At 64.9% G+C, this 21,724-nt stretch carries 19 protein-coding genes; 7 read left to right on the forward strand and 12 right to left on the reverse strand.

Features of this window, described 5'->3' with window-relative positions; all coding sequences use genetic code 11:
* On the forward strand, window positions 1-320 hold a 320-nt coding region (locus CGL56_RS18345), incomplete at its 5' end, for a hypothetical protein (RefSeq protein WP_222837668.1).
* Between the two features lie 424 nt (window positions 321-744).
* On the opposite strand, the gene CGL56_RS10595 is transcribed toward CGL56_RS18345, so the two are convergent.
* Window positions 745-1,890, reverse strand: a complete 1,146-nt coding sequence (locus tag CGL56_RS10595; protein ID WP_099106534.1) for a lycopene cyclase family protein — start codon at window positions 1,888-1,890, stop codon at window positions 745-747.
* Window positions 1,887-2,525: a carotenoid biosynthesis protein gene (locus tag CGL56_RS10600; protein ID WP_099106535.1), complete on the reverse strand. Its 639-nt coding sequence runs from the start codon at window positions 2,523-2,525 to the stop codon at window positions 1,887-1,889. Before CGL56_RS10600 ends, CGL56_RS10595 begins: the two co-directional genes overlap by 4 nt.
* Window positions 2,526-2,739: 214 nt before the next feature.
* On the opposite strand from CGL56_RS10600, the gene CGL56_RS10605 reads away from it, so the two are divergent.
* On the forward strand, window positions 2,740-3,762 hold the full coding sequence (locus tag CGL56_RS10605) for a synaptic vesicle VAT-1 family membrane protein (protein WP_099106536.1): 1,023 nt from the start codon (window positions 2,740-2,742) through the stop codon (window positions 3,760-3,762).
* A gap of 25 nt (window positions 3,763-3,787) precedes the next feature.
* On the opposite strand, the gene CGL56_RS10610 is transcribed toward CGL56_RS10605, so the two are convergent.
* The 3 genes from CGL56_RS10610 to pth are packed head-to-tail and all read right to left on the reverse strand — an operon-like array spanning window position 3,788 to window position 6,698.
* Entirely contained in the window at window positions 3,788-4,624 is an 837-nt protein-coding gene (locus tag CGL56_RS10610) for a phytoene/squalene synthase family protein (protein ID WP_099106537.1), read from the reverse strand.
* A complete protein-coding gene (locus tag CGL56_RS10615) occupies window positions 4,617-6,101 on the reverse strand; it encodes a phytoene desaturase family protein (RefSeq protein WP_099106538.1) in 1,485 nt (494 codons plus the stop codon). Before CGL56_RS10615 ends, CGL56_RS10610 begins: the two co-directional genes overlap by 8 nt.
* Window positions 6,102-6,149: 48 nt before the next feature.
* Window positions 6,150-6,698, reverse strand: coding sequence for an aminoacyl-tRNA hydrolase (gene pth / locus CGL56_RS10620; RefSeq protein WP_099106539.1), 549 nt, complete (start codon window positions 6,696-6,698; stop codon window positions 6,150-6,152).
* A 190-nt stretch (window positions 6,699-6,888) separates the two neighbouring features.
* On the opposite strand from pth, the gene tgt reads away from it, so the two are divergent.
* Entirely contained in the window at window positions 6,889-8,022 is a 1,134-nt protein-coding gene (gene tgt, locus CGL56_RS10625) for a tRNA guanosine(34) transglycosylase Tgt (RefSeq protein ID WP_099106540.1), read from the forward strand.
* Window positions 8,023-8,141: 119 nt separating this feature from the next.
* Entirely contained in the window at window positions 8,142-8,882 is a 741-nt protein-coding gene (pyrH, locus tag CGL56_RS10630) for a UMP kinase (protein WP_099106541.1), read from the forward strand.
* 65 nt (window positions 8,883-8,947) lie between these two features.
* Here pyrH and CGL56_RS10635 read toward each other — a convergent pair whose 3' ends face one another.
* From CGL56_RS10635 to CGL56_RS10665, 7 genes are all read right to left on the reverse strand, one after another.
* Window positions 8,948-10,528: an aldehyde dehydrogenase (NADP(+)) gene (locus CGL56_RS10635; protein ID WP_099106542.1), complete on the reverse strand. Its 1,581-nt coding sequence runs from the start codon at window positions 10,526-10,528 to the stop codon at window positions 8,948-8,950.
* The gene (locus CGL56_RS10640) at window positions 10,525-11,355 is read right to left on the reverse strand and encodes a fumarylacetoacetate hydrolase family protein (protein WP_099106543.1); all 831 of its coding nucleotides are present in this window, start codon (window positions 11,353-11,355) and stop codon (window positions 10,525-10,527) included. Before CGL56_RS10640 ends, CGL56_RS10635 begins: the two co-directional genes overlap by 4 nt.
* 25 nt (window positions 11,356-11,380) lie before the next feature.
* A complete protein-coding gene (locus tag CGL56_RS10645; RefSeq protein WP_099106544.1) occupies window positions 11,381-12,733 on the reverse strand; it encodes a GntP family permease in 1,353 nt (450 codons plus the stop codon).
* A 6-nt stretch (window positions 12,734-12,739) separates the two neighbouring features.
* Complete coding sequence (locus CGL56_RS10650; protein ID WP_099106854.1) at window positions 12,740-14,461, reverse strand: IlvD/Edd family dehydratase; 1,722 nt, start codon at window positions 14,459-14,461, stop codon at window positions 12,740-12,742.
* Window positions 14,462-14,616: 155 nt separating this feature from the next.
* On the reverse strand, window positions 14,617-15,849 hold the full coding sequence (locus tag CGL56_RS10655; RefSeq protein ID WP_099106545.1) for a metal-dependent hydrolase: 1,233 nt from the start codon (window positions 15,847-15,849) through the stop codon (window positions 14,617-14,619).
* Window positions 15,850-17,346, reverse strand: a complete 1,497-nt coding sequence (locus tag CGL56_RS10660) for a hypothetical protein (RefSeq protein WP_143470684.1) — start codon at window positions 17,344-17,346, stop codon at window positions 15,850-15,852. It abuts the gene before it with no gap.
* Window positions 17,347-17,501: 155 nt separating this feature from the next.
* A complete protein-coding gene (locus CGL56_RS10665; RefSeq protein WP_099106547.1) occupies window positions 17,502-18,659 on the reverse strand; it encodes a hypothetical protein in 1,158 nt (385 codons plus the stop codon).
* Between the two features lie 182 nt (window positions 18,660-18,841).
* Between CGL56_RS10665 and proS the strand changes: the two genes are divergently transcribed.
* The 3 genes from proS to CGL56_RS10680 are packed head-to-tail and all read left to right on the forward strand — an operon-like array spanning window position 18,842 to window position 21,724.
* The gene (proS, locus tag CGL56_RS10670; RefSeq protein ID WP_099106548.1) at window positions 18,842-20,311 is read left to right on the forward strand and encodes a proline--tRNA ligase; all 1,470 of its coding nucleotides are present in this window, start codon (window positions 18,842-18,844) and stop codon (window positions 20,309-20,311) included.
* Window positions 20,311-20,844, forward strand: a complete 534-nt coding sequence (locus CGL56_RS10675) for a class IV adenylate cyclase (protein WP_099106549.1) — start codon at window positions 20,311-20,313, stop codon at window positions 20,842-20,844. The genes proS and CGL56_RS10675 overlap by 1 nt, the downstream gene beginning before the upstream one ends.
* Before the next feature lie 13 nt (window positions 20,845-20,857).
* Complete coding sequence (locus CGL56_RS10680; protein ID WP_099106550.1) at window positions 20,858-21,724, forward strand: mevalonate kinase family protein; 867 nt, start codon at window positions 20,858-20,860, stop codon at window positions 21,722-21,724.

The raw sequence follows: 21,724 nt of genomic DNA on the forward strand, positions 1-21,724 counted from the left end.
CTGCAAAAGTACAGCAAGTTTTTGATTCCTGCAAGCTGAAAAGCAAGTTTCTCACTTTTTCTTTCCAGCCCGTTTCCTCAAGTTTGCCACCGCTCATTCGCGGGGGCCGCAAAGGTACGCCGTCCGTTTCCGTTCCTGCAACCCTTTGGGAAAGTTTCTTTTCCGAAAGATTGAGAACCAAAACTCTTCCGCTACTGCCCCACCCCGTAGCAGCTCATGCGCTGCCGGCCGGGCCGGTTAACTATGGAAGGCGATTCGTCCAGGCCCGTAAGCCAGGTGAATCGGGCGCCGCTCGTTTGCGGGGTGCAAAAGTACAATGACCGCCTTCACCCCTGCAAGCTTTTCGGAGAGAATCTTTCCGAAAGATTGAGGGCCAAATGCCGCTCCATCGTAAAGCCAATAACCGCCGCTGGGCGCCGGTCAACAGGCATTAGTCCAAGGAGTGGATCCGTTCGCTGACCCCGAAGGGTGTAGCGTGGATCGGTCACCGCTCGTTTGCGGGGGCGCAAAAGTACAACGACTCTTCTCACACCCGCAAGCTTATTGCAGTTTGTTTTTCAATTTCCTCCGGGGCGACGATTTCCGTGCACCGTGGCCGTTGCCACCAGCGCTTTTCAGCGGAATCTGTCTGTATAGGAGGGGGCGCGCCAATTCGGTAAGGAGTTACCAGTGTTGGGGCGCAGGATTGTAAACGCACGTACCCAAGGAGGGTTGAATGACGGTTCCTTTTTCCCCGTACTTTTTTCAGCGGCCTCGGTTTCCCAGGGTTTCCCCCAGGAAATGGCGGGCAAAGGGGGCCAGGGGCACGGTCGACATCAGCCGCAGCTCCTCCCACAGGCTGCTTTCCCCGTTCAGGAAGGCCAGCACCCGCGCCGGGGGGTTGCGACGGAACAGGTCTACGAAGACCTCCTCCCCCGCCACCGCGCTCCGCTCCAGGATGCGGAGCAGGGTGGCGTCGTACAGCAGGTGGCGGGCGGGCCAGGGCGCTACCGTTGCGGGCTCCGGATAGGCGGCGGCCATACGCGCCAGTTGCCGCTGCAGTCCGTAAAAGGTATAGCCGGTAGAGGGCCGCGCGGCTCCCCCCCCGAGTCCTATATATATAAGGTTACCGTCCCGCCGCGGAAAGGGGTAGGTAGTCATGGGGATGTTGCCGCTTTCGGAGTGGGTGATGCGGTAGTCGGAGCGTGTCCAATGCTCACCGATGTAGTCCCTCAGCAGTGCGTCGTACGCTTCCGTGGTCAGGTGGTGGTTCCCGAAGATGGCTACTTCCACCAGGGCATGGGTCTTGCTGAACGGCAGGACGTAGAAGAAGCGGGTTTCCCCGGCCTGGGGGGTGCGGAAATCCATAAAGGTGGGCCGGTCGGGATCGAAGGTGGGCTCCGTGGTTTCCACGAACCACCCCCGGAAGTGCTGGTCGAGGTAGGGCTGGCGGACTTCCCGGTAGTCCAGGGGGTGCGGCAGGCTGCTGTACACCCGGTCGGCCTTATACTCCTTACCGTCGGCGATCAGCCGGGCACCGGTGGGCGTTTTTTCTACGCTGGATATCCGGGCCGGGAGGTAGGTGAGTCCTTCGATGGCGTCCACCACGGGATTGACCTTCGCGTAGAAGTCGGTGCTGCGAATCAGCTTGTAGGCGTAGGGGCGCAAATCGCAGGTGCAGTGGCCGGTGGAATTGGCCAGGGTTACCCGCTCCCAGCGGTGGGCTACGATGTCGTCGAAGGGCCCCGCTCCCCGTTCCCAGTACGACCAGGTGCGGTCGTGGACCGATTTGCGCTCCGGATCGACCAGCAGGACGCGCTTGCCCCGGAGTTTGCCGGCCCGGGCAAAGTGGTACAGCAGGCTCAATCCCGCCAGTCCGCCCCCCGCCACCGCGATATCGTAGTCGTTCATAAAGCCAGGTTCAGGACGACGAAGAAGAAGAGCTGGGCCAGCAGGTAGACCAGCAGCACCGGGCTCCGGTAGCGAATACCCAGCAACTGCAGGGGCAGGGAGATCAGGAAGGCCACCACCGCCCACATGAGGTAGTTCCGCAGGGGGATTTCGCCGCCGGCCCACTGCCAGTAATCCAGGGCGATGGCCACCGGCTCGATGGCCACGTCGTATAGCGCGATCAGTACACTGGCCAGGGCCGCGGCGGCCAGGGGGCGTGGGCCGATGATCCGTTCCGCCAGGTCGTTGGTGGCCAGGGTGAGGGCGCACCAGTTCAGGGCGATGACGAAGGGGACCCCCAGCCACTGCCACCACATGGTCGGACCGTAGGCGTAGTCACCGAAAATGGCCCCGGTGGCCACCCCCACGGCTTCGGCCGCGAAGGTGAAACAGTAGGCGAAGGCCAGCCACCCCCACAGGCGACCATCGCCGTGGCGGCGGTACAGGCTGTATAACAGAAGTCCGTTGATCACCAGCAGCAGTCCGTCCGTGGTGTACCGCGTCACCGGCAACACGGCCGGCAGGGTATGCGCCAGTGCCCCCGAGGCGAAGGCGAACAGGAGGAAGGCCGCCAGGTACTTTTCAAATGGGGTCAATCAAGCGGCGGTTTGGTCATGGTATAGACGCGGGCGGCGGCAAATGGTTCTCTCGCCCGGGGCCGGGGATTACTGCCTGCCGCTTCGTTGCGTACTTTCCAGTTTATTCCGCCTTCATCCGATATCATGCCCTCACAATCCTCACTGGATCTCTTCCTGCTTGCCGGACCCCGTGCATGACCTCATGAGACCGTCATTCATTCCCACAACCGCCATGCAAAGCCAATCCTACCGCCTGAAAGCCGGAGCGCTGAGTAACCTTCACCTCGTCAAGGAAGAGCTGCCGCCCCCCGCCCCCGGGGAGGTGACGGTGGCGGTGCGGACCATCGGACTGAACTTCGCCGACATCTTCGCCATCTGGGGGCTGTACGGTGCCACTCCGGAAGGCATCTTCACCCCCGGCCTGGAATATGCCGGCGTGGTAGCGGCGACGGGGGCGGGAGTAGAGAATGTGTCCGTCGGCGACCGGGTCATGGGGGTTACCCGCTTCGGGGCCTACACCACCCGGCTGAATATCGACCACCGCTACGTGCTGCCGCTGCCCGATGACTGGACGCTGGAGGAAGGGGCTTCCTATCTGGTACAGGCCCTGACGGCCTATTATGGTCTGGTACACCTGGGGAACATTCAGTCCGGGCAGACGGTCCTGATTCATTCCGCGGCCGGGGGTGTGGGCACCTTCGCCGGACGCATTGCCCGGCAATTCGGCGCCTACACCATCGGGACGATCGGCAGCGACAAGAAAATCGACTACCTGCGGGAAGAAGGATACCACGACTGGATCGTCCGCGACAAGCGCAGCTTTCAGCAGGACCTCGACCGGGCCCTTGGCCACCGGGAACTAAACCTCATCATGGAATGCATCGGGGGGAAGATCTTTTCCGTAGGCTTCAAGACCCTGGCTCCCATGGGCCGGCACGTCGTCTATGGTTCGGCGCGCTACGGGTCGGTCGGCAACCGGCCCAACTACCCCCGCATGCTCTGGCAATTCCTTACCCGGCCCAAAATCGACCCCCAGAAGTTGCCCGAAAGCAATAAGTCGGTCATGGGCTTCAACCTGATCTGGCTCTACGAGCGGGCTGAGCTCATGCACCGTACCCTGGCGGAGCTGGACAAGCTGGACATCGGTAAACCCAGGGTAGGCCATACCTTCCCTTTCCGGCAGTTACCGGACGCGATCCGCAAATTCCAGAGTGGAGAAACGACCGGCAAGGTGGTCGTCACCGTGGCGGAGTAGGCACCCGCGCGCCGCCGCCCCCCGGTCAGAGCAGGTTGAAGCGGTGCCTGACGGCGGAACTGGCCAGCAGGTACACCTTGCGGTGGTCGGCCACGCGAATGCGCTGCTCGGTCACCTCGCGGGCGGGGGAGTTACGGATCTTCTGGAAGAGCTTCGTGTAGTACACGTAGGCTAGGTAAACGCCGAAGCGGGCGCTGGGCGGCAGCTGAACGATGCCGGTGTAGGCGTGGTCGAAATCGGCCTTGATGTCGGCCTCGATGGTTGCCTTGACGTCGTTGTCGAACCGCTCATAGTCCACGCCGGGGAAGTAGACCCGCCCGCGGTCGTGGTAATCGGAACGAATGTCGCGCAGGAAATTGATCTTCTGGAAAGCGGAACCGAGCGACTGGGCCGGTGATTTCAGGCGCTCGTACTCCTCCTCATCGCCGTCGACGAAGACGCGCAGGCACATCAGCCCCACCACCTCGGCCGAGCCGAAAATGTACTCCTCATATAAGGACGGGTTGTAGCGGGTGTTGTCGAGGTCCATTTCCATGCTGTCGAGGAAGGGATCGATCAGGTCGCGGCCAATGCCGTAGCGGTGGGCCACCTCCTGAAAGGCCTGCAGGATGGGGTTCAGGCTGATGCCGTGTTCGAGGGCGTGGTAGGTGTCTTCGCGGAAGCGGCGGAAGAGTTCCTGCTTGTCCTTGTGGTGGAAGGTATCCACGATCTCGTCGGCGAAACGCACGAAGCCATAGATGCCGTAGATGGGTGCGCGCAGGGGCTTGTCGAACACGCGGATGCCCATACTGAAGCTCGTGCTGTAGCGGCGGGTGACGAGGGAGGCGCACTCCCGGCAGACTTGTTGGTAAAGGCTAAGCATGGGTAGGTTGGGCACTGAAAATATCGCGGGCGGCCACTTCGCCGGAAATGATGCTGGGGGGCATGCCGGGGCCGGGGGTGGTCAGCTGACCGGCGTACCAGAGGTTCTTCAATTTACGGCTTCTCAGCTTGGGTTTCAGGAAAGCCGTTTGCCGCAGGGTGTTGGCCAGCCCGTAGGCGTTGCCGCGGTAGGCATTGTAGTCTTCCCGGAACTCCCGGTGGGCGTAGCCGCGGCGGTATACCACGTGGGGGCGGATGTCAAAGCCAATGCGCTGGCTCAGCCGGTCGCACATCAGGTTCCAGTAGTGTTCCCGCCGTTCGGGGTTGTCGTCGAGGTCGGGGGCCAGCGGGAGGAGGAAAAACATATTCTCACAACCCGGGGGAGCGACCCCAGGATCGGTGACCGACGGCGCGCAGACGTAAAAGAGCGGATCCTCCGGCCACTTTGGCTCCTCGTAGATGTCGTGGGCGTGGCGGTTGAAGTCGGCGTCGAAGAACAGCGTATGGTGGTGGAGGCCCGGCACCTTGCGGTCGAGGCCCACGTAGAACAGCAGGCTGGAGGGGGCCATGGTGCGGTTGCGCCAGTAGTCTTCCGAATATACCCGATCCGCCGGGTCGAGTACCTCCTGTTCGAAATGGTGGTAGTCGGCGGCGCACAGCAGGATATCGGTGGGATACACCGTGCCGTCGGCCGTAGTCACCGACCGTACTTCGCCGTCCGTGGTCTGCACGCTGGCCACCGGCTGGCTGGTCAGGATCTCGGCGCCCTGCTCGCGGGCCACGGCGGCCATGCCCTCGATGATGCGGTGCATGCCCCCCAGGGGGTACCAGGTGCCCAGTTGCAGGTCGGCGTAGTTCATCAGGCTATAGAGCGCCGGGGTATTCGCGGGGGTGGCGCCCAGGAACAATACGGGGAATTCCAGTAGCTGGATGAGCTGGGGGTGTTTGAACAACCGGCGGACGTAGGTGGCCATATCGGTGAGCATCTGCAGCCGGAAGACCGACTGGAAGACCCGCCGGTCGGCGAAGTCGAGGATGCTGTGGCCCGGTTTCTGCACGAACTCGTTGATGCCTACGCGGTACTTGTATTCGGCTTCGTCGAGGAACTTCCGCAGGTTGGCGGAGCTGCCCGGTTCGAGGCGCTCGAAGAGGGCGAACAGCTCAGCGGTGGTGGCGGGTACTTCTACCCGGTCCTCCGCGCCGAAAACCACCTCGTAGCTGGGGTCGAGGCGGACGAGCTCGTAGTAGTCGGCCGCCGAGTGCCCGAAATTCTGGAAGAACTGCTCGAATACCTCGGGCATCCAGTACCAGCTGGGGCCCATGTCGAAGGTGAAGCCCTGCTCGCTGAACTGCCGGGCGCGGCCGCCGAGGCCGGCGTTCTTTTCCAGGATGCGGACGCGGTACCCGCGGCTCCCGAGGTGGGCGGCGGCGGAGAGGCCGGCGAAGCCGGCTCCGACGATGGTGACTTGTGGGTTCAAGCAGGCGGGGTATAGTGTACCGGCCTAACACGGTTTCCCCAAATCGGTTTATCGGTTGTAGGCGCTCATCGTATTGGCCAGGCCGTGGGCGCAAAAGCTGAGGCAGGCCTCGCTGGCGTCCTTGAGCAATTTGGGTAGATCGATCCGCTCGTCGGCCGACCAATCGCTAAGCACGTAGTCGGCCTGCTGCCCGGGGTGGAAGTCGTTGCCGATGCCGATCCGCAGGCGGGCGTAGTTGTTGCCGCCGGTCAGCTGATCGATACTCTTCAGTCCGTTGTGGCCGGCGTCGCTGCCCTTGCCGCGCATCCGCAGGCGGCCGAAATCCAGGTGGAGGTCGTCCATCACCACCAGCAGGTTTTCCTTCGGGATCTTCTCGGCCTGCAGCCAGTAACGCACGGCCTTGCCGCTGAGGTTCATGTAGGTATTGGGCTTGAGGAGGACGATCTGCTTGCCGCGGTGGGTAATGCGCGCCAGATCGCCGTGGGTGCCAGGGGACCAGTCGTCGCTGAGTTGCTCCACCACGCGGAATCCGACGTTGTGGCGGGTGTCTGCGTACTTGGGCCCGGGGTTTCCGAGGCCGACGATGAGAAATTTCATGGCGCGAAGGTAAGTGGTCGGACGACTATAGTCGTCCGACCACTTTGGAGGGGACGACTTAGTGGTCCATGGATTTTTTGTTGGACGACTTAGTGGTCCATGTTTAATTGGTCGGACGACTTAAGTGGTCCGACCACTAACCCGTCGGACCACTTAAGTCGTCCGACCACTAGCCTTACCTTCGCCCCCGATGCAGTTCGACCTCCAGCACACCGACCCGGCCACCGACGCACGCGCCGGCCAGATTTCCACCGACCACGGCACCATCCAGACCCCCATCTTCATGCCCGTGGGCACCCTGGGCACCGTCAAGGGCGTCCACCAGCGGGAACTGAAGGAACAGGTCCGCGCCCAGATCATCCTCGGGAACACCTACCACCTCTACCTGCGCCCCGGCACCGAAGTGCTCGAGGCCGCCGGCGGGCTCCACCGCTTCATGCAGTGGGACGGGCCCATCCTCACCGACAGCGGCGGCTACCAGGTGTTCAGCCTCGCCCACCGCCGCAAGATCACCGAGGAGGGAGCCACCTTCGCCAGCCACATCGACGGCAGCAAGCACCTCTTCAGCCCGGAAAGCAGCCTGGCCATCCAGCGCTCCATCGGGGCCGACATCGTCATGGCCTTCGACGAATGCCCCCCCTACCCTTCCACCCGCAAGTACGCCGAGAACAGCATGCACCTCACCCACCGCTGGCTGGAGCGCTGCGTGGCCTATATGCGCGACAGCGAACCGCGGTACGGCCACTCCCAGGCCCTCTTCCCCATCGTGCAGGGGGGCAGCTACGACGACCTGCGGCGGCAGTCCTGCGAATTCATCGCCAGCCAGAACCAGCCCGGCAACGCCATCGGTGGCCTTTCCGTAGGGGAGCCCATCCCGGATATGTACCGCATCACCCAGCTGTGCTGCGACATCCTGCCGAAGGACAAGCCCCGCTACCTCATGGGCGTCGGCACCCCGGCCAATATCCTGGAGTGCATCAGCCGGGGGGTCGACATGTTCGACTGCGTGCTGCCCAGCCGCAACGCCCGCCACGGCATGCTCTACACCCGACAGGGCATCATCAACATCCGCAACGCCCGCTGGAAGAACGACCACTCCCCCATCGACGACCACCCGGAGGCCGCCCCCACTTCCCAGCTGCACAGCAAGGCCTACCTCTGCCACCTCATCCGCTGCAACGAACTGCTGGCCGGCCAGCTGGCCACCCTGCACAACCTGGCCTTCTACCTTTCGCTGGTCCGGGAGGCCCGCCAGCGTATCCTCGACGGCAGTTTCCGGGAGTGGAAGGAGGAGCTCGTACCCCAGTTGGAACGGAAGCTTTAGCCCCGGCACCCGCGCCCCGGCGCCCGGGAAAGCCGCACGGACTTCTCCACCCGGGCAACCGCCGATTAATTACCTTTGCGCACCGCCGCAGGCCGCAGCGCAGCTTAATCCCTATGAATATGGCTTTGAAGTACCGCCGCATCATGCTCAAACTGTCCGGTGAGACCCTAATGGGGGACCAGCAGTACGGCATCGATCCGAACATGTTGGAATACTATACCAAGCAGATCAAGGAGTTGATCGACATCGGCGTGGAAGTGGCGGTGGTCATCGGCGGCGGCAATATCTTCCGCGGCCTCTCCGCCGCGGAGTCCGGCATCGAGCGCACCCAGGGCGACTACATGGGTATGCTGGCCACCGTGATCAACGGCATGGCCCTGCAGAGCATGATGGAGACCCACGGGGTGTACACCCGCCTGATCTCGGCCATCGAGATGCAGCAGATCGCCGAGCCCTACATCCGCCGGCGGGCCATCCGCCACCTCGAGAAGGGACGGGTCGTGATCTTCAGCGCCGGCACCGGCAACCCCTACTTCACCACCGACAGCGCTGCGGCCCTGCGGGCCAACGAGATCGACGCTGACGTCATCCTGAAGGGCACCCGCGTCGACGGCATCTACTCGGCCGACCCCGAGAAGGACCCGACGGCTACCAAGTACGACCGCATCTCCTTCCGCGAGGTACTGAACAAGAACCTGCGCGTGATGGACCAGGCCGCCTTCGCCCTCTGCGCCGAGAACAACCTGCCCATCATCGTTTTCGACATCAACGAGCCGGCCAACCTGCGCAAGATCATGTTCGGCGAGCCCGTCGGCACCCTAGTGACCAACGGGGGCGGCGTCGTGCATACGCCGGCCTAGTCCATTTCCAACCTTTTTTGGCTCGACCAGCGGGTGCCCGGTGGCGCCCCAAAAGCCGGTACCCGTCAGGCATCCACCCATTCTCCGTCCACCATCCGGCGGAGGCCCAGGGGGTTATCGTCCTGCAGGGCGGGGGGCAGCAGCGACTGGGGGAAGTTCTGGTAGGCCACCGGGCGGGCAAACCGAAGGATGGCCCGCGTACCCACCGAGGTGGTACCGCTGGCCGTCGTAGCGGGGAAGGGCCCGCCGTGAACCATGGAATGGCAGACCTCCACCCCCGTAGGGAAGTTGTTGACGATGAGGCGGCCGACCTTGCCTTCCAGGATTTCCACCAGCTCGCGGTACTCCTCCAGGTCGGCTTCGGTGCCGAAGAGGGTGGCAGTCAAATGGCCGTGCAGGCCACGGGCACCGGCCAGGAGTTGCTCGCGGTCACTTTGGGCGACCAGCACCGTGGACGGCCCGAAGACTTCTTCCTGCAAGCGCGTATTGCTCAGGTAGCGTTCGGCGGTGGTGGTGAATACCCGGGCCGTGCCGGTATAGCCAACATCTGATGTCTTCCCCTGGGCCAGGGCTTCCAGCTCCCCGTCGGCCGCCAGTTCCCGGACGCCCCGCTCGTAGGCATCCCGGATGCTGGCGTTGAGCATCACGGCGGCGTCGACGCCGCGAAATTGCTCGGCCACGGCGTCGGAAAAGGCGGAAGCGTCGGTTTCCGGGGGGAGGAAGACCAAGCCGGGGGTGGTGCAGAACTGCCCCACACCGAGGTTTACGGACTGGGTGAGCCCCCGGGCGATCTCTTCCCCGCTTTCGCTCAGCGCGCCGGGCAGGAGGAACACGGGGTTGGTGCTGCCCATCTCGGCGTAGACCGGTATGGGCTCCGGCCGGCGGTTGGCGGCGTCGAAGAGGGCCTTGCCCCCGCCGTAGGAACCGGTGAAGCCTACGGCCTTGATGGCCGGGTGGTTCACCAGCCAGCCGCCGCTGTCGTGGGTGTGCCCCTGGAGGAGGGAAAATACCCCGGCGGGCAGTCCGCAGCGTTCGGTGGCCCGGTGAATGGCGCCGGCGATCAGTTCACAGGTGCCGGGGTGGCTGGGGTGGGCTTTGGCCACGACGGGACAGCCCGCCGCCAGGGCCGAAGCGGTATCGCCGCCCGCCACGGAGAAGGCCAGGGGGAAGTTGCTCGCCCCGAAGACGGCTACCGGTCCCAGGGGGCGGAGCATCGAGCGTACGTCGGGCTTGGGGACCGGTTCGCGTTCCGGCTGGGCGCGGTCGATGCGGGCGTCCACCCAGGAGCCTTCGGCGGCTACGGCGGCGAACAGCTTCAGTTGGTTCACGGTGCGGCCGCGCTCCCCGGTAATGCGCCCGGCGGGCAGGCCGGATTCGGCGCAGCAGCGGTCGATAAGCGCATCGCCGAGGGCCATGATCTCCTCGGCGATGGCCGTCAGGTAGTCGTGGCGTTGGGCGGGGGTGGTGTGGCGGTATACTTCAAAAGCCTCGGCGGCCGCCTGGGCGGCCCGGTTCACCTCCCCTTCGGTAGCGTCGGTGAAGTGGGTATCCAGTTCAGCCCCGGTGGCCGGATTGATGGCCCGAAAAGTGTCCTGCCCCTCGGCGGAGGCGGTTCCGGCGATGTAGTTCTTGCCCGTTAGTGTCATTGTACAGTATTGATCAGTGTTCCGATGGGTGGGATGGTGATGCGGATCTCGTCGCCGCTGGCCAGAGTAAATTCCGGTCCCGGCACGATGCCCGTCCCGGTCATGAGCAGGCAACCGTAGGGGAAGCTGCACTCCCGGAAGAGGTATTCTACCAGTTCCTCCGGCTTGCGCTTCATGCTGTTCAGGGTGGTCTGACCACGGAATACTTCCCGGCCGCCGCGGAGGACCTCCATGCGGATCTCCGTCTCCGGCGGCAGCGGATCCTCGGTGAGGAGGACGCAGGGGCCCAGGCCGGCACAGGCATCGAAGGTCTTGGCCTGCGGCAGGTACAGGGGGTTTTCCCCCTCGATGCTGCGGGAGCTCATGTCGTTGCCGATGGTATAGCCCACGATTTTCCCGCTTGCCGTAACGAGTAAGGTCAGCTCCGGTTCGGGGACGTCCCAGGTGGAGTCCTTGCGGATGCGGACTTGTCCCCCGGACGCCACCGCCCGCTGCGGGGTGGCCTTGAAGAACAGCTCGGGCCGGTCGGCGTGGTAGACGCGTTCGTAGAAATCCCCGCCGCCGGCCACCGCGGACTCTTCCTGCCGGGCCAGCTTGCTGTTGAAGTAGGTGACGCCGCTGGCCCAGATCTCCTGTCGCCCGGCGGGCACTTGCAGGTCTCCCGGCACCTGCGCTCCGCCGCCGACTTCCGTGCCGCTGGCTATGATGTCCTGCGCCCTGCGGAAGAGGTTATCGTCGTTGACGAAGTCGTCCCAGTCGGCCGCGACGGTATAGAAGCGCCCCGCGGATTCCAGCAGCGGCCCCGAGGTGGTGTTGTAGAGTTTCATGGTTGCGCGTGTTGGGGTGGACTGCCTAGGCGACCACCAGGTAGATCAGGAAAAGGGTGGTGGCCGCGGAAACGCCCAGCACCAGGGAGGCCAGCGACATCATGCGGTAGCCCATCTTGACGTCCATGCCGGACAGCCGGGTAACCACCCAGAAGAAGCTGTCGTTGGCGTGGGAAACCACCGCCGAACCCGCCCCGATGGCGACCACCACCAGCGCCCGGTCGAGGGAGGTGGTGAAGTGGAGCTCGGCCATCATCGGCGCCATGATGGAGGCGGCCGTGATGAGGGCCACCGTGGAGGAGCCCTGGGCCGTCTTGATGGCCGCCGCGAGCAGGAAGGGCAGCCAGATATTCAGGTTGACGCCGGCCAGCGCCTCACCGAGGACGTCGGCGATGCCGGAGTTGCGGAGGATTTGTCCGAATACGCCCCCCGCCCCGGTGATCAGCAGGATGGAGGCCGCCCCGGTCAGGGCCTTCCCGATCCAGCCCGTGGTGGAGAACATCTCCTTTTCCAGCCGCCGGGGTAATAGCAAGGCCAGGAGGCAACCGATGGTGAGGGCGATGAAGGGCTCCCCGAGGAAGAAAACCAGTCGGGGCAGCAGCGGCAACTCGCCGTAGCCTTCCGCCGAGAAGCCCCCCACGGAAACCAGCACCGAGCGAATGACGATCAGCACGATGGGCACGAAGATGGGCACCGAGGAAAGCAGGGCGCCCGGTGCCGTGGCCAGGCGGGCCTCCACTTCCGCTTCCGTCACTTCGGGGGCCGGGTCGATGTAGATGGTGGCCACGAACCGCTGGATGAAAAGCAGGCAGACGCCGAGGGCCACCAGGCTCACGGGGATGCCCAGCAGCAGCACCGTGCCCAGGTCGGCTTCCAGGTAATAGGCTGCGGCGATCGGTCCCGGCGTGGGGGGTACCATGGTGTGGGCGGCCATCAGTCCCATGGCCAGGGCGATGGCGGTGCCGGCCAGCGACAGTCCCGCCTTCTTCGACAGGCTGCGGTTCAGGGGGGCCAGCAGCATGAAGCCGCTGTCGGCAAAGACCGGAATGGAGACCACCCAGCCAATGAGCCCCATGGCCAGGGGCACCCGTTCGCGGCCGGCGATCTTCAGCACGCGGTTGGCGAGGGCGTAGGCGCCCCCCGTATTCTCCAGGAAGGTGCCGATGATGACGCCCAGGATGATGATGAGGCCGATGCCGCCTAGGGTGTTGCCGAAGCCCTCATTGACCGAAGCGACGATGGCGTCCAGGGGCATGCCGGCCAGCAGGCCGTAGCCGAGGGCCACCAGCATGAGGGCCACGAAGGGGTGTACCTCGGCCCGGGCGGTGAGGAAGATGATGGCGGCGACGCTGAGCAGGAGGAGGAGGACGGTCAGCATGGCGGCTTAGTGCAGGTCGCGGTCGACGGTGGAGCCGGACTTGCCGGTCAGGATATCGAGGTCGGCCCCCAGCTCTGCCTGTTCCACGTGGTCGAGGTAGATGCGGACGTAGCCCCGCGTGGCGCGGGGTTCGGGGGCCCGCCATTCGGCTTTGCGCCGGGCCAGTTCCTCCTCGCTGATCTCGAGCTGGAGCAGGCGTTGCTCCACGTCGAGGGTGATGCGGTCGCCGTTGCGGACGACGGCCAGGGTGCCGCCCACCGAGGATTCCGGGGAGACGTGCAGCACTACCGTGCCGTAGGCGGTGCCACTCATGCGCCCGTCGGAGATGCGCACCATATCCTTGACGCCCTGGCGGATCAGCTTTTCGGGCAGGTCGACGTTGCCCACTTCGGGCATGCCGGGGTAGCCGCGGGGCCCTACGCCCTTCAGGACGATGACGCAGTCGGCGTCGATGTCCAGCTCCGGATCGTCGATGCGGGCGTGGTAGTCTTCCATGCTCTCGAAGACCACCGCCCGGCCGGTATGCTTCATCAGGGCCGGGGTGGCGGCACTGGGCTTGATCACGGCCCCGTTCTCGCAGAGGTTGCCGCGGAGGACGGCGATGCCCGCGCTGGGCTGCAGGGGGGCTTCGCGGGTGGCGATCACCTCGCGGTGGTAGCACTTGGCGTCGCGGTAGTTGTCGGCGATGGTTTGTCCGTTGGCGGTGATGGCGCCGCCGTGGAGGAGGTCGCCGAGCTCCTTCATGACCACGCCCAGGCCGCCGGCATAGCAGAATTCCTCCATGAGGAATTTCCCCGAGGGCATGAGATTGACCAGCAGGGGCACCCCGCTGCCGAGGCGGTCGAAGTCTTCCAGCCGCAGGTCGACGCCGATGCGCCGGGCGATGGCCGTCAGGTGGATGATGAGGTTGGTGGATCCCCCCACGGCGGCGTTGGTCACGATGGCGTTCTCGAAGGCCTGGCGGGTGAGGATTTTGGACATCGTGAGGTCCTCCTTCACCATTTCGACGATGCGGCGGCCGGAGAGCTGTTGCATCACCCGCTTGCGGGAGTCGGCGGCCGGCAGGGAGGCGATGCCCGGCAGGGTCAGGCCCAGGGCCTCGCTCATGACGGCCATGGTGGAAGCGGTGCCCATCGTATTGCAGTGGCCGATGCTGCGGGCGGCGCAGATTTCGGCCTCGCGGAGGTCGTCGGCGTCGAAAGCCTCATTCGTCTGCTTTTCCTTGATGAGCCAGTTGAAGGATCCCGAGCCGATGGTTTCCCCGCGGAAGCGGCCGTTCAGCATCGGGCCGCCGGGCACCACAATGGTGGGCAGGTCGACGCTGCAGGCTCCCATGATGGTGGAGGGGGTGGTCTTGTCGCAGCCGGTCAGGAGCACTACCCCGTCCAGGGGGTTGGCGCGGATCGATTCTTCGGTGTCCATACTGGCCAGGTTGCGGAAGAGCATGGTGGTGGGTCGCATAATGGTCTCGCCGAGCGACATGACCGGGAACTCCAGGGGGAAGCCGCCGGCCTCGATGACGCCGCGCTTCACCCGCTCGGCTACTTCCCGCAGGTGGCCGTTGCAGGGGGTGAGCTCCGACCAGGTATTGCAGATGCCGATCACCGGCTTGCCGCGGAAGTAGTCGTCGGGATAACCCTGGTTACGCATCCACGACCGGTGGACGAAGCCCATCTTGTCATCGCCGCCGAACCACTCCTGGCTCCGCAATTTCCTCTCCTCACTCATTTCGTTGTCTTGCATGATCCTGGGTAAGATAGCAAGCCGGCCGCCGTTTCCCATATCCTGCCCGGGGGAGAATTGAAATCGATTGCGTTGGTGGAAGTGGTAGGTCCGGTTTGGTCGGCGCGCGCGGGTGCCGGGTTCGGGGGGAAATCCAGGGGTCAGATGCCCTTCATCCGCTCCCACATGCGCTGCAGCATGCCTTCCCGTTCCCTTTGGGGGCCCTCGGCCGCTTCCACTACCCGGGCTGGCCGGGCAGTGGTGTCGATGCGCCAGCTGAAGATGTAGGAGGCGGGATCCAGCAGGTCGTTGCCGAGGGCGCCGTAGCGCAGGTCGCAGAGGGCTACCGTGCCGTTGCCGGCGGGCAGTACCACGTAGTAGCCCTGGGTGAACCACTGCAGGATTTCCAGTTCGCGGTTACCGGCGGCGTAGGGGGCGAGGCGGTCGTGGTGGCCCGCTACGCCCTGAAAGGGGGTAAATTCCCGGCGTTCGTCCAGGAGGCTGTATTGCCCGAGATAGAAGGAGTCCGGCCCCACCTGGGCGGTGGCCGACCACAGCAGGTTGTTGCCGAGGCTGGGACTGTGGATGGATCGTTCCGCCGTCAGTCCGTGGCGGTGGAGGGTGTGCTCCAGCACTGTCTCCACGTTCAGGTAGTTGACGACCGTGAGGAGGAGATAGGCCGAGGATACCATCAGCCCGGCGGTATTGAGCCGGCCCCGCACCCGCGTGCCCCGCCCACTTCGGGCGGCCGCTATGAGCAGCAGCAGGAACGGCAGGGTGTAGAGGGGATCGACTACGGAGATGGTATTCCAGGCCACCCGCAGGGCCGTGAACGGCTGCAGGAACTGGGTGCCGTAGGCGGTGAAGCAGTCGAGCAGGGGGTGGGTGACGATGGTCAGGAAGAAAAGCCAGGTCCACCCGGCCACGGTAGCGTTGGGGCCCCGCTCTCCGGCCCGGTAGCGCCAGTACACCCGGGCCGCCACCGTGCCGCATATCGCGGCGAACACCAGGGCCACCACCGCCGCCACGGCGGGCAGGTGGAATACCTCCACCGGCATCAGGTAACTGCCGGTGAGCAGGAGCAGCCAGAGGGCAAAGAGGGCTCCCAGGTAGATGGCAAGGGTGGGCAGCCGCGGCCACGTTCGCCCCCCGTAGAGGCGGTGGACGGCCAGGCCGATGATGGGGGCGGCCAATAGCGCGAAGGGCAGGCTGTGGGTAAAGGCCCGGTGGTAGGCCAGGGCACTCATGGGGTCGGTGACCAGGCGGGAGAAGACGTCGAGGTCCGGCAGGGTACCGGCGATGCCCCCCCAGAGCATGGCCCGGTTGCCCACCTTGCGGCCCAGGGCGGCTTCTCCTACGGCGGCGCCGAGGACTATCTGGGTTAGTGAATCCACCTAGAAGCCGGTACCGAAGCCGCGGAAGCCCACCGTAAGCAGTACCGATACGCGGGAGCGGTCGGTCAGGATGGTCTGCCCGGGCACCACGAGGGTCTGGTAGGGCGACTGGAAGCTGGCGTAGGACTCATACTGGGCGGCCAGGTCGACAAAGAACTTGCCGAGGCTGTAGCCCGCGCCGGCGCTGTAGGTCATGATGGCTTCGTCCTCGTTATTGAGGTATTCGGCGTAGGGAACCTGGCGGTAGCCGACGCCGGCCCGCACCAGGATGGGGTCGAGGTTCAGCTCCCCACCGGCCCGGAGTCCGATGCTGGAACCGAGGATGGCGTCCACGTCGGCGTTGACGGCGTCCGAGACGGTGTTGGCCGTGGCGAAGTCGTCGAAGCTTATCTCGTTGCTGGTGTAGTCGGTGTAGTCCGCGTCGACGCTGACGAAGCCACGTTCCCCGACCAGCGCCCCTACCCCGGCCATAAACCGCCAGGGGGTACGGAGATTGTAGGCCTGGGACAGGAGGGGGCTGAGTTCCCGCCCCCCCTCCGCCGAGCCGTTGTCGGTATAGAAGTAGCCGAAGGTGGTGGAAAACTGCTCGTCGATGGTCCAGTAGGTCGGGGTATGTACCGCGGCGCTGATCCGGAGCTTTTCGGTGGGCAGGGCAGTGAGGCCGAACTTCAGGTTGAAGCCGGTCCCGCTGTTGTTGAGGTTCTGGTCGAATTCGGCGTTCTCGAAGGCAGGGATGACGTCCTGGTCGTCGACTTCCTCGTAGGTGTACACCTCGTCGAAGCTGAAGAAGGGGATGCCCAGGCTGAAGCCCCAGAGCACCTTGTCGCGGTAGTTGCCGCCCAGGCCCACGGCCGCCTCGTTGATGCTGCCGCGGCGGTCGTAGAGTCCACTGCGGCGGATGGGCTCGTCGCGGGTGGTCTGGTTGTCGAAGTCGTAGAAGTCGGAGTACACCCGGTTCGTCGCCGGGTCCTCGATGAGGAAGGGCAGGGCCAGGTCGGCGCCGTAGGGATCGGAATCCCCGATGTCGATGACCTCCGCGAAGCCCTCGATGATGCTGCCCGGGGTGCGGCCGGCGAAGGCGAGCTGCTGGTTCAGGTCGGCCAGCCGGGTGACGCTGACGCCGAAGTTAAGGGTCGACCAGTTCACCGAGCGGGTGGGGCCGGCGAAGATGAGTCCCACGCTGGGGAGGGTGAAGGTGGCCGCGGCGTCGCTTACCGTAGCTGCTTCGGTGCTGTTGGCCAGGTCGGCCCGGGTGTTGGTCAGGGAGAAGCCCGGGGTGATCTGGGCCATGTTGTAGCGGTTCCAGCCGATGCCCGCCGGATTGGTGTGGAGGGTGGTGGCGTCGACGCCCATGGGGGTAAGGGCACCACCGGTGGCGGCGAAGCGGGCCGATCCCTGGGGAGAGAAGTAGGAGTACCGCAGCACGTCGGAAAAGGTCTGTCCGTTTACCGCCGCCGCGACCATCAGGGCAAGCGCGGTACTGAGAAAGGTCTTCATATTGGGGAAATTGGCCCTCATGTAATTCCGGGCCTGGGTGAAAGTTTGCCGCCGGCCGGGTAATTATGGATTCTTTAAAACCAGTCCGTAAAGAAAAGGGGTTGAGAACGGATGTCCTCAACCCCTTTCAGTAAGTGGTACGGCCGGTGTGGTCGTTAGGCTTCGTCGTCACCACCACCACCGCGACGGCTGGGTGCGGCCGAGCGACCGGCACCGCTGCTGCTGCCCCGGCTGGGAGTTACGCTGCGGGCGGGAGCCGCGCTACGGGTGGGTGCGGCACTGCGGCTGGGGGTGTAGTTCCGGCTCGGCGTGGCGCTGCGGCTGGGGGTATAGTTGCGGCTGTTGCCACTGCGGCTGGGCGTGGCGCTACGGGTCGGCGTAGTGGAGCGGCTCGGGGTGTAGGTCCGGTTATCCGGACGGGTAGCCCGCTGGGGGATGGCCCGCTGGGATTCCGTGCTGCGGGGGCGTACCGTGGTGCGGCTGCGGTCGATACGGGTATCGTCCGAGGTGCGGGTACGGCCTACGGCGCGGGTGTTTTCACCTCCGCGGATCGCACCGGACTGGATGCTGCGGCCATCGGCGGAGCGGGGGGTCACGGCGGCATTGCGGCGGGCGCGCTCTACGCGGTCGGCAATGGAAGTGGTCGCGGCCCGGGGAGCGGTGGATACCGGACGGTCGTTGATGCTGTTGGGTACGGTGTAGGTGTTGCCGCCACCCCAGGCGGGGGGACAGTAGTATCCGGCACCGGCGCCGTAGACGCCGCCGAAATTGCCGTAGCCACCGTAGGCGTAGGGGTTACCGTACCCGAAGGGGCTGCCAAAGGTGCCGCGTCCGAAACGGGGGTTGTAGGCCCGGCCGTAGAAGAAGGGATCATCCCAGCCAAAGGCACCGGCGTAGCCACGGTTCCAGACCCGGTAAGCGCCTCCCCAGCGGGAGAAGCGGGGGTTGTAGACGTTGCCGAAGGAGTTATAGATCAGCACCGTGGTGCCGGCGGGCCGGAAGAAGGGATCGTAGTAGGCTACGTCCACGTACACGGGGTCGTAGTAACCGAAGCCGGTGTAGGGGCGGTTGAAGCGCCGGATGCGGCTGGTGTAGTAGTAGTCGTAGTAATCGTCGTCGAAGTTGCCGTAGCGGCGATCGTCGTCCCGCTCGGCGCGGTCGTAGGAATCATCGGAGAAATCACGGGCCACTTCGGTACTCCGGAAGTTGTCCGGATCGTAGTACATGTCGTCGTACTGCGCCTGCACACCGGTGGAAACCAGCAGCAGGGCAAAGAGCGAGGATACCGCGATGAGTAGTTTATGCTTGTACATGTTGTGTTGGTGTTTATTAGGGTCCGGGGCCCTTACCCTGATTACAAGGTGTAATGTAGTAAGTTTGTGCCCCCGAATTGGTTAAAGCGGACTTAAAGGGCGCCCCAAAGGCGTTAAATGGCCTGCCTTACGACCAAAAACCCTCTATATATCAACATTTTACCCCCATTATAAGTTGCCCCATGGCCAAAGCAATCACCCCCCGGGAGGAGAATTATTCGGAGTGGTATCTGGATATCGTAAAGAAGGCTAACCTGGCCGCCAACAGCGCCGTAAGGGGCTGTATGGTCATCAAACCCTACGGCTTCGGCATCTGGGAACGGATGCAGCGGCAGCTGGACGATATGTTCAAGGAGACCGGCCACGTCAACGCCTACTTCCCCCTCTTCATCCCCAAATCCTTCCTCAGCCGCGAAGCCGAGCACGTGGAAGGCTTCGCCAAGGAATGCGCCGTGGTCACCCACCACCGCCTGATGAACGACCCCAACGGCGGCGGCGTAGTGGTGGACCCCACCGCCAAGCTGGAGGAAGAACTCATCGTCCGGCCCACCTCCGAAACCATCATCTGGCACACCTACCGCGACTGGATCACCAGCTACCGCGACCTGCCCCTGCTCATCAACCAGTGGGCCAACGTCGTCCGCTGGGAACTGCGCACCCGCCTGTTCCTGCGCACCGCCGAATTCCTCTGGCAGGAAGGCCACACCGCCCACGCCACCGCCGAAGAGGCCCTGGAAGAAGCCCTGCGCATGCAGGAGGTCTACGCCACCTTCGCCGAGGAGTACATGGCCATGCCCGTACTGCGCGGCGTGAAGACGGCCAACGAGCGCTTCGCCGGCGCCCTGGACACCTACACCATCGAGGCCCTCATGCAGGACGGCAAGGCCCTCCAGGCCGGTACCAGCCACAACCTCGGCCAGAACTTCGCCAAGGCCTTCGACGTCAAGTTCAGCAACGCCGACAACCAGGAAGAGTACGTCTACGCCACCAGCTGGGGCGTCTCCACCCGCCTGGTCGGCGGACTGATCATGACCCACAGCGACGACGAAGGACTGGTACTCCCCCCCCGGCTGGCGCCCATCCAGGTGGTGATCGTGCCCATCCCCAAACCCAACGAGGCCCTGAACGCCAAGGCCCGTGAGCTGATGGACGAACTGAAGGCCCGCGGCGTACGCGTGAGCTACGACGACGACGAAAAACAGCGCCCCGGCTTCAAGTTCGCCGAGAACGAACTGAAGGGCATCCCCGTCCGCCTCGGCATCGGCCAGCGCGACCTCGACAAGGGCACCATCGAAGTGGCCCGCCGCGACGAGAAGTCCAAATCGAACCAGCCCATCGAGGGCATCGTGGACCACGTGGTGAACCTCCTCGACGAGATCCAGCAGAACCTCTTCGACCGGGCCGTGCGCTTCCGCGAGGAACACACCACCTACGTCGACACCTTCGAGGAGTTCCAGGCGGTACTCGACCGCGACATCCCGGGCTTCGTCTACGCCCACTGGGACGGTACCACCGAAACCGAACTGAAGATCAAGGAGATGACCAAGGCCACCATCCGCTGCATCCCCCACGACCAGCCGGAAGAGGAGGGCAAGTGCATCCTGACGGGCGCCCCCAGCCGCGGGCGGGTGGTCTTCGCCAAGGCCTACTGATGCAGAAGCACCTGGTGGAGATCAAGGCCCGCGCCGGCAGCGGCGACCACGCGCGGCAGCGGCGGGTGCTGCTGGCGGCCGGGGCGGACTTCCGCGGTACCGACCACCAGGTCGACCACTACTTCCGCGTTCCCGAAGGCCGCCTCAAGCTCCGCATCGGGAACATCGAGCGCAGCCTCATCTTCTACCGCCGCCCCGACGCCGCCGGGCCGAAGGACAGCTCCGTTTCCCTGACCCGCCTGGAATCGGAAGCCGCGGCCACCGACCTGGTGGATACCCTGGGCCGCGCCCTCGGCAGCTGGGTGGTGGTCGACAAGCAGCGGGAGATCTACTTCATCGACAACGTCAAGTTTCACCTCGACCGGGTAGCCGGACTGGGCGATTTCGTGGAGATCGAGGCCATCGGCTCCTCCCCGGAAGAACGGGAGGCGCTGCTGGAGCAGGTAAACCACTACCGCCACCTGCTGGGCGTGGAGGACGGCAATCTGGTGGCCCACAGCTACAGCGATCTGCTGGCCGGGGCCGGGAACTGACTATCTTACGGATATGACCGACGAGCTGGCCACCGGGCGGACCTACCCCGCCAAGGTTCTCCTTTACGGAGAGCATACCCTGCTGCGGGGCGGGCGCGGGCTGGCCGTCCCCTACCCCCGCTACGCCCTCCGGTGGGCAACGGGCGACCCCGACCCGCGGCTCGCCTCCTTCGCTGATTTCCTGGGGGAATCGGTGGCCGACCTCATCGACGCCGACCGCTTTCGGGAGGAGGTCAGTGATGGCCTTCGACTGGCGGGCAACATCCCTACGGGCTACGGACTGGGCAGCAGCGGGGCGGTCTGTGCCGCCGTCTGGGATCGCTACGCCCGGCCCGGGGTAGATCGTGACCGCCCCACCCGCAAATTGCGCGCCGACCTTGCCCGGCTGGAAGCCTACTTCCACGGCAGCAGCTCCGGCACCGACCCCCTCATTTCCTTCCTGAACCACCCCCTGCTGCTGTCGGGGGGCGGGAACGCGGGTGCCGTGAAACTCCCGGCGGGCTGGGCGCGGGGCTTCTTCCTCATCGACACCGGAATGGAACGGTCGGCCGCACCCCTCATCAACCGCTTCCTGGAGGCCTACGCCCGCGCCCCCGAACCCATCCGGGAGGGCTGGCAGGCGCCGGCCGACCGCGCCATCGAGGCACTCATCCAGGGCGACCGGGAGGGGCTCTACCGCGCCACGGCAAGGATTTCCGGCTTCCAGCGGCTGCACTTCTCCCACTTCATCCCGGAGGCCTGGCGCGATCGGTGGAACGGGGGGGAGAACTACCGACTCAAGCTCTGCGGGGCTGGCGGCGGCGGAATGGTACTCGGCCTGGCCCGGGATCCCGAGGCCACCGGCCGCGCGCTGGGCGAGGAACTGGACTGGTTGGGGTGA

This window comes from Neolewinella marina (genome assembly GCF_002631205.1).
GTDB classification, from domain to species: Bacteria; Bacteroidota; Bacteroidia; order Chitinophagales; family Saprospiraceae; genus Neolewinella; species Neolewinella marina.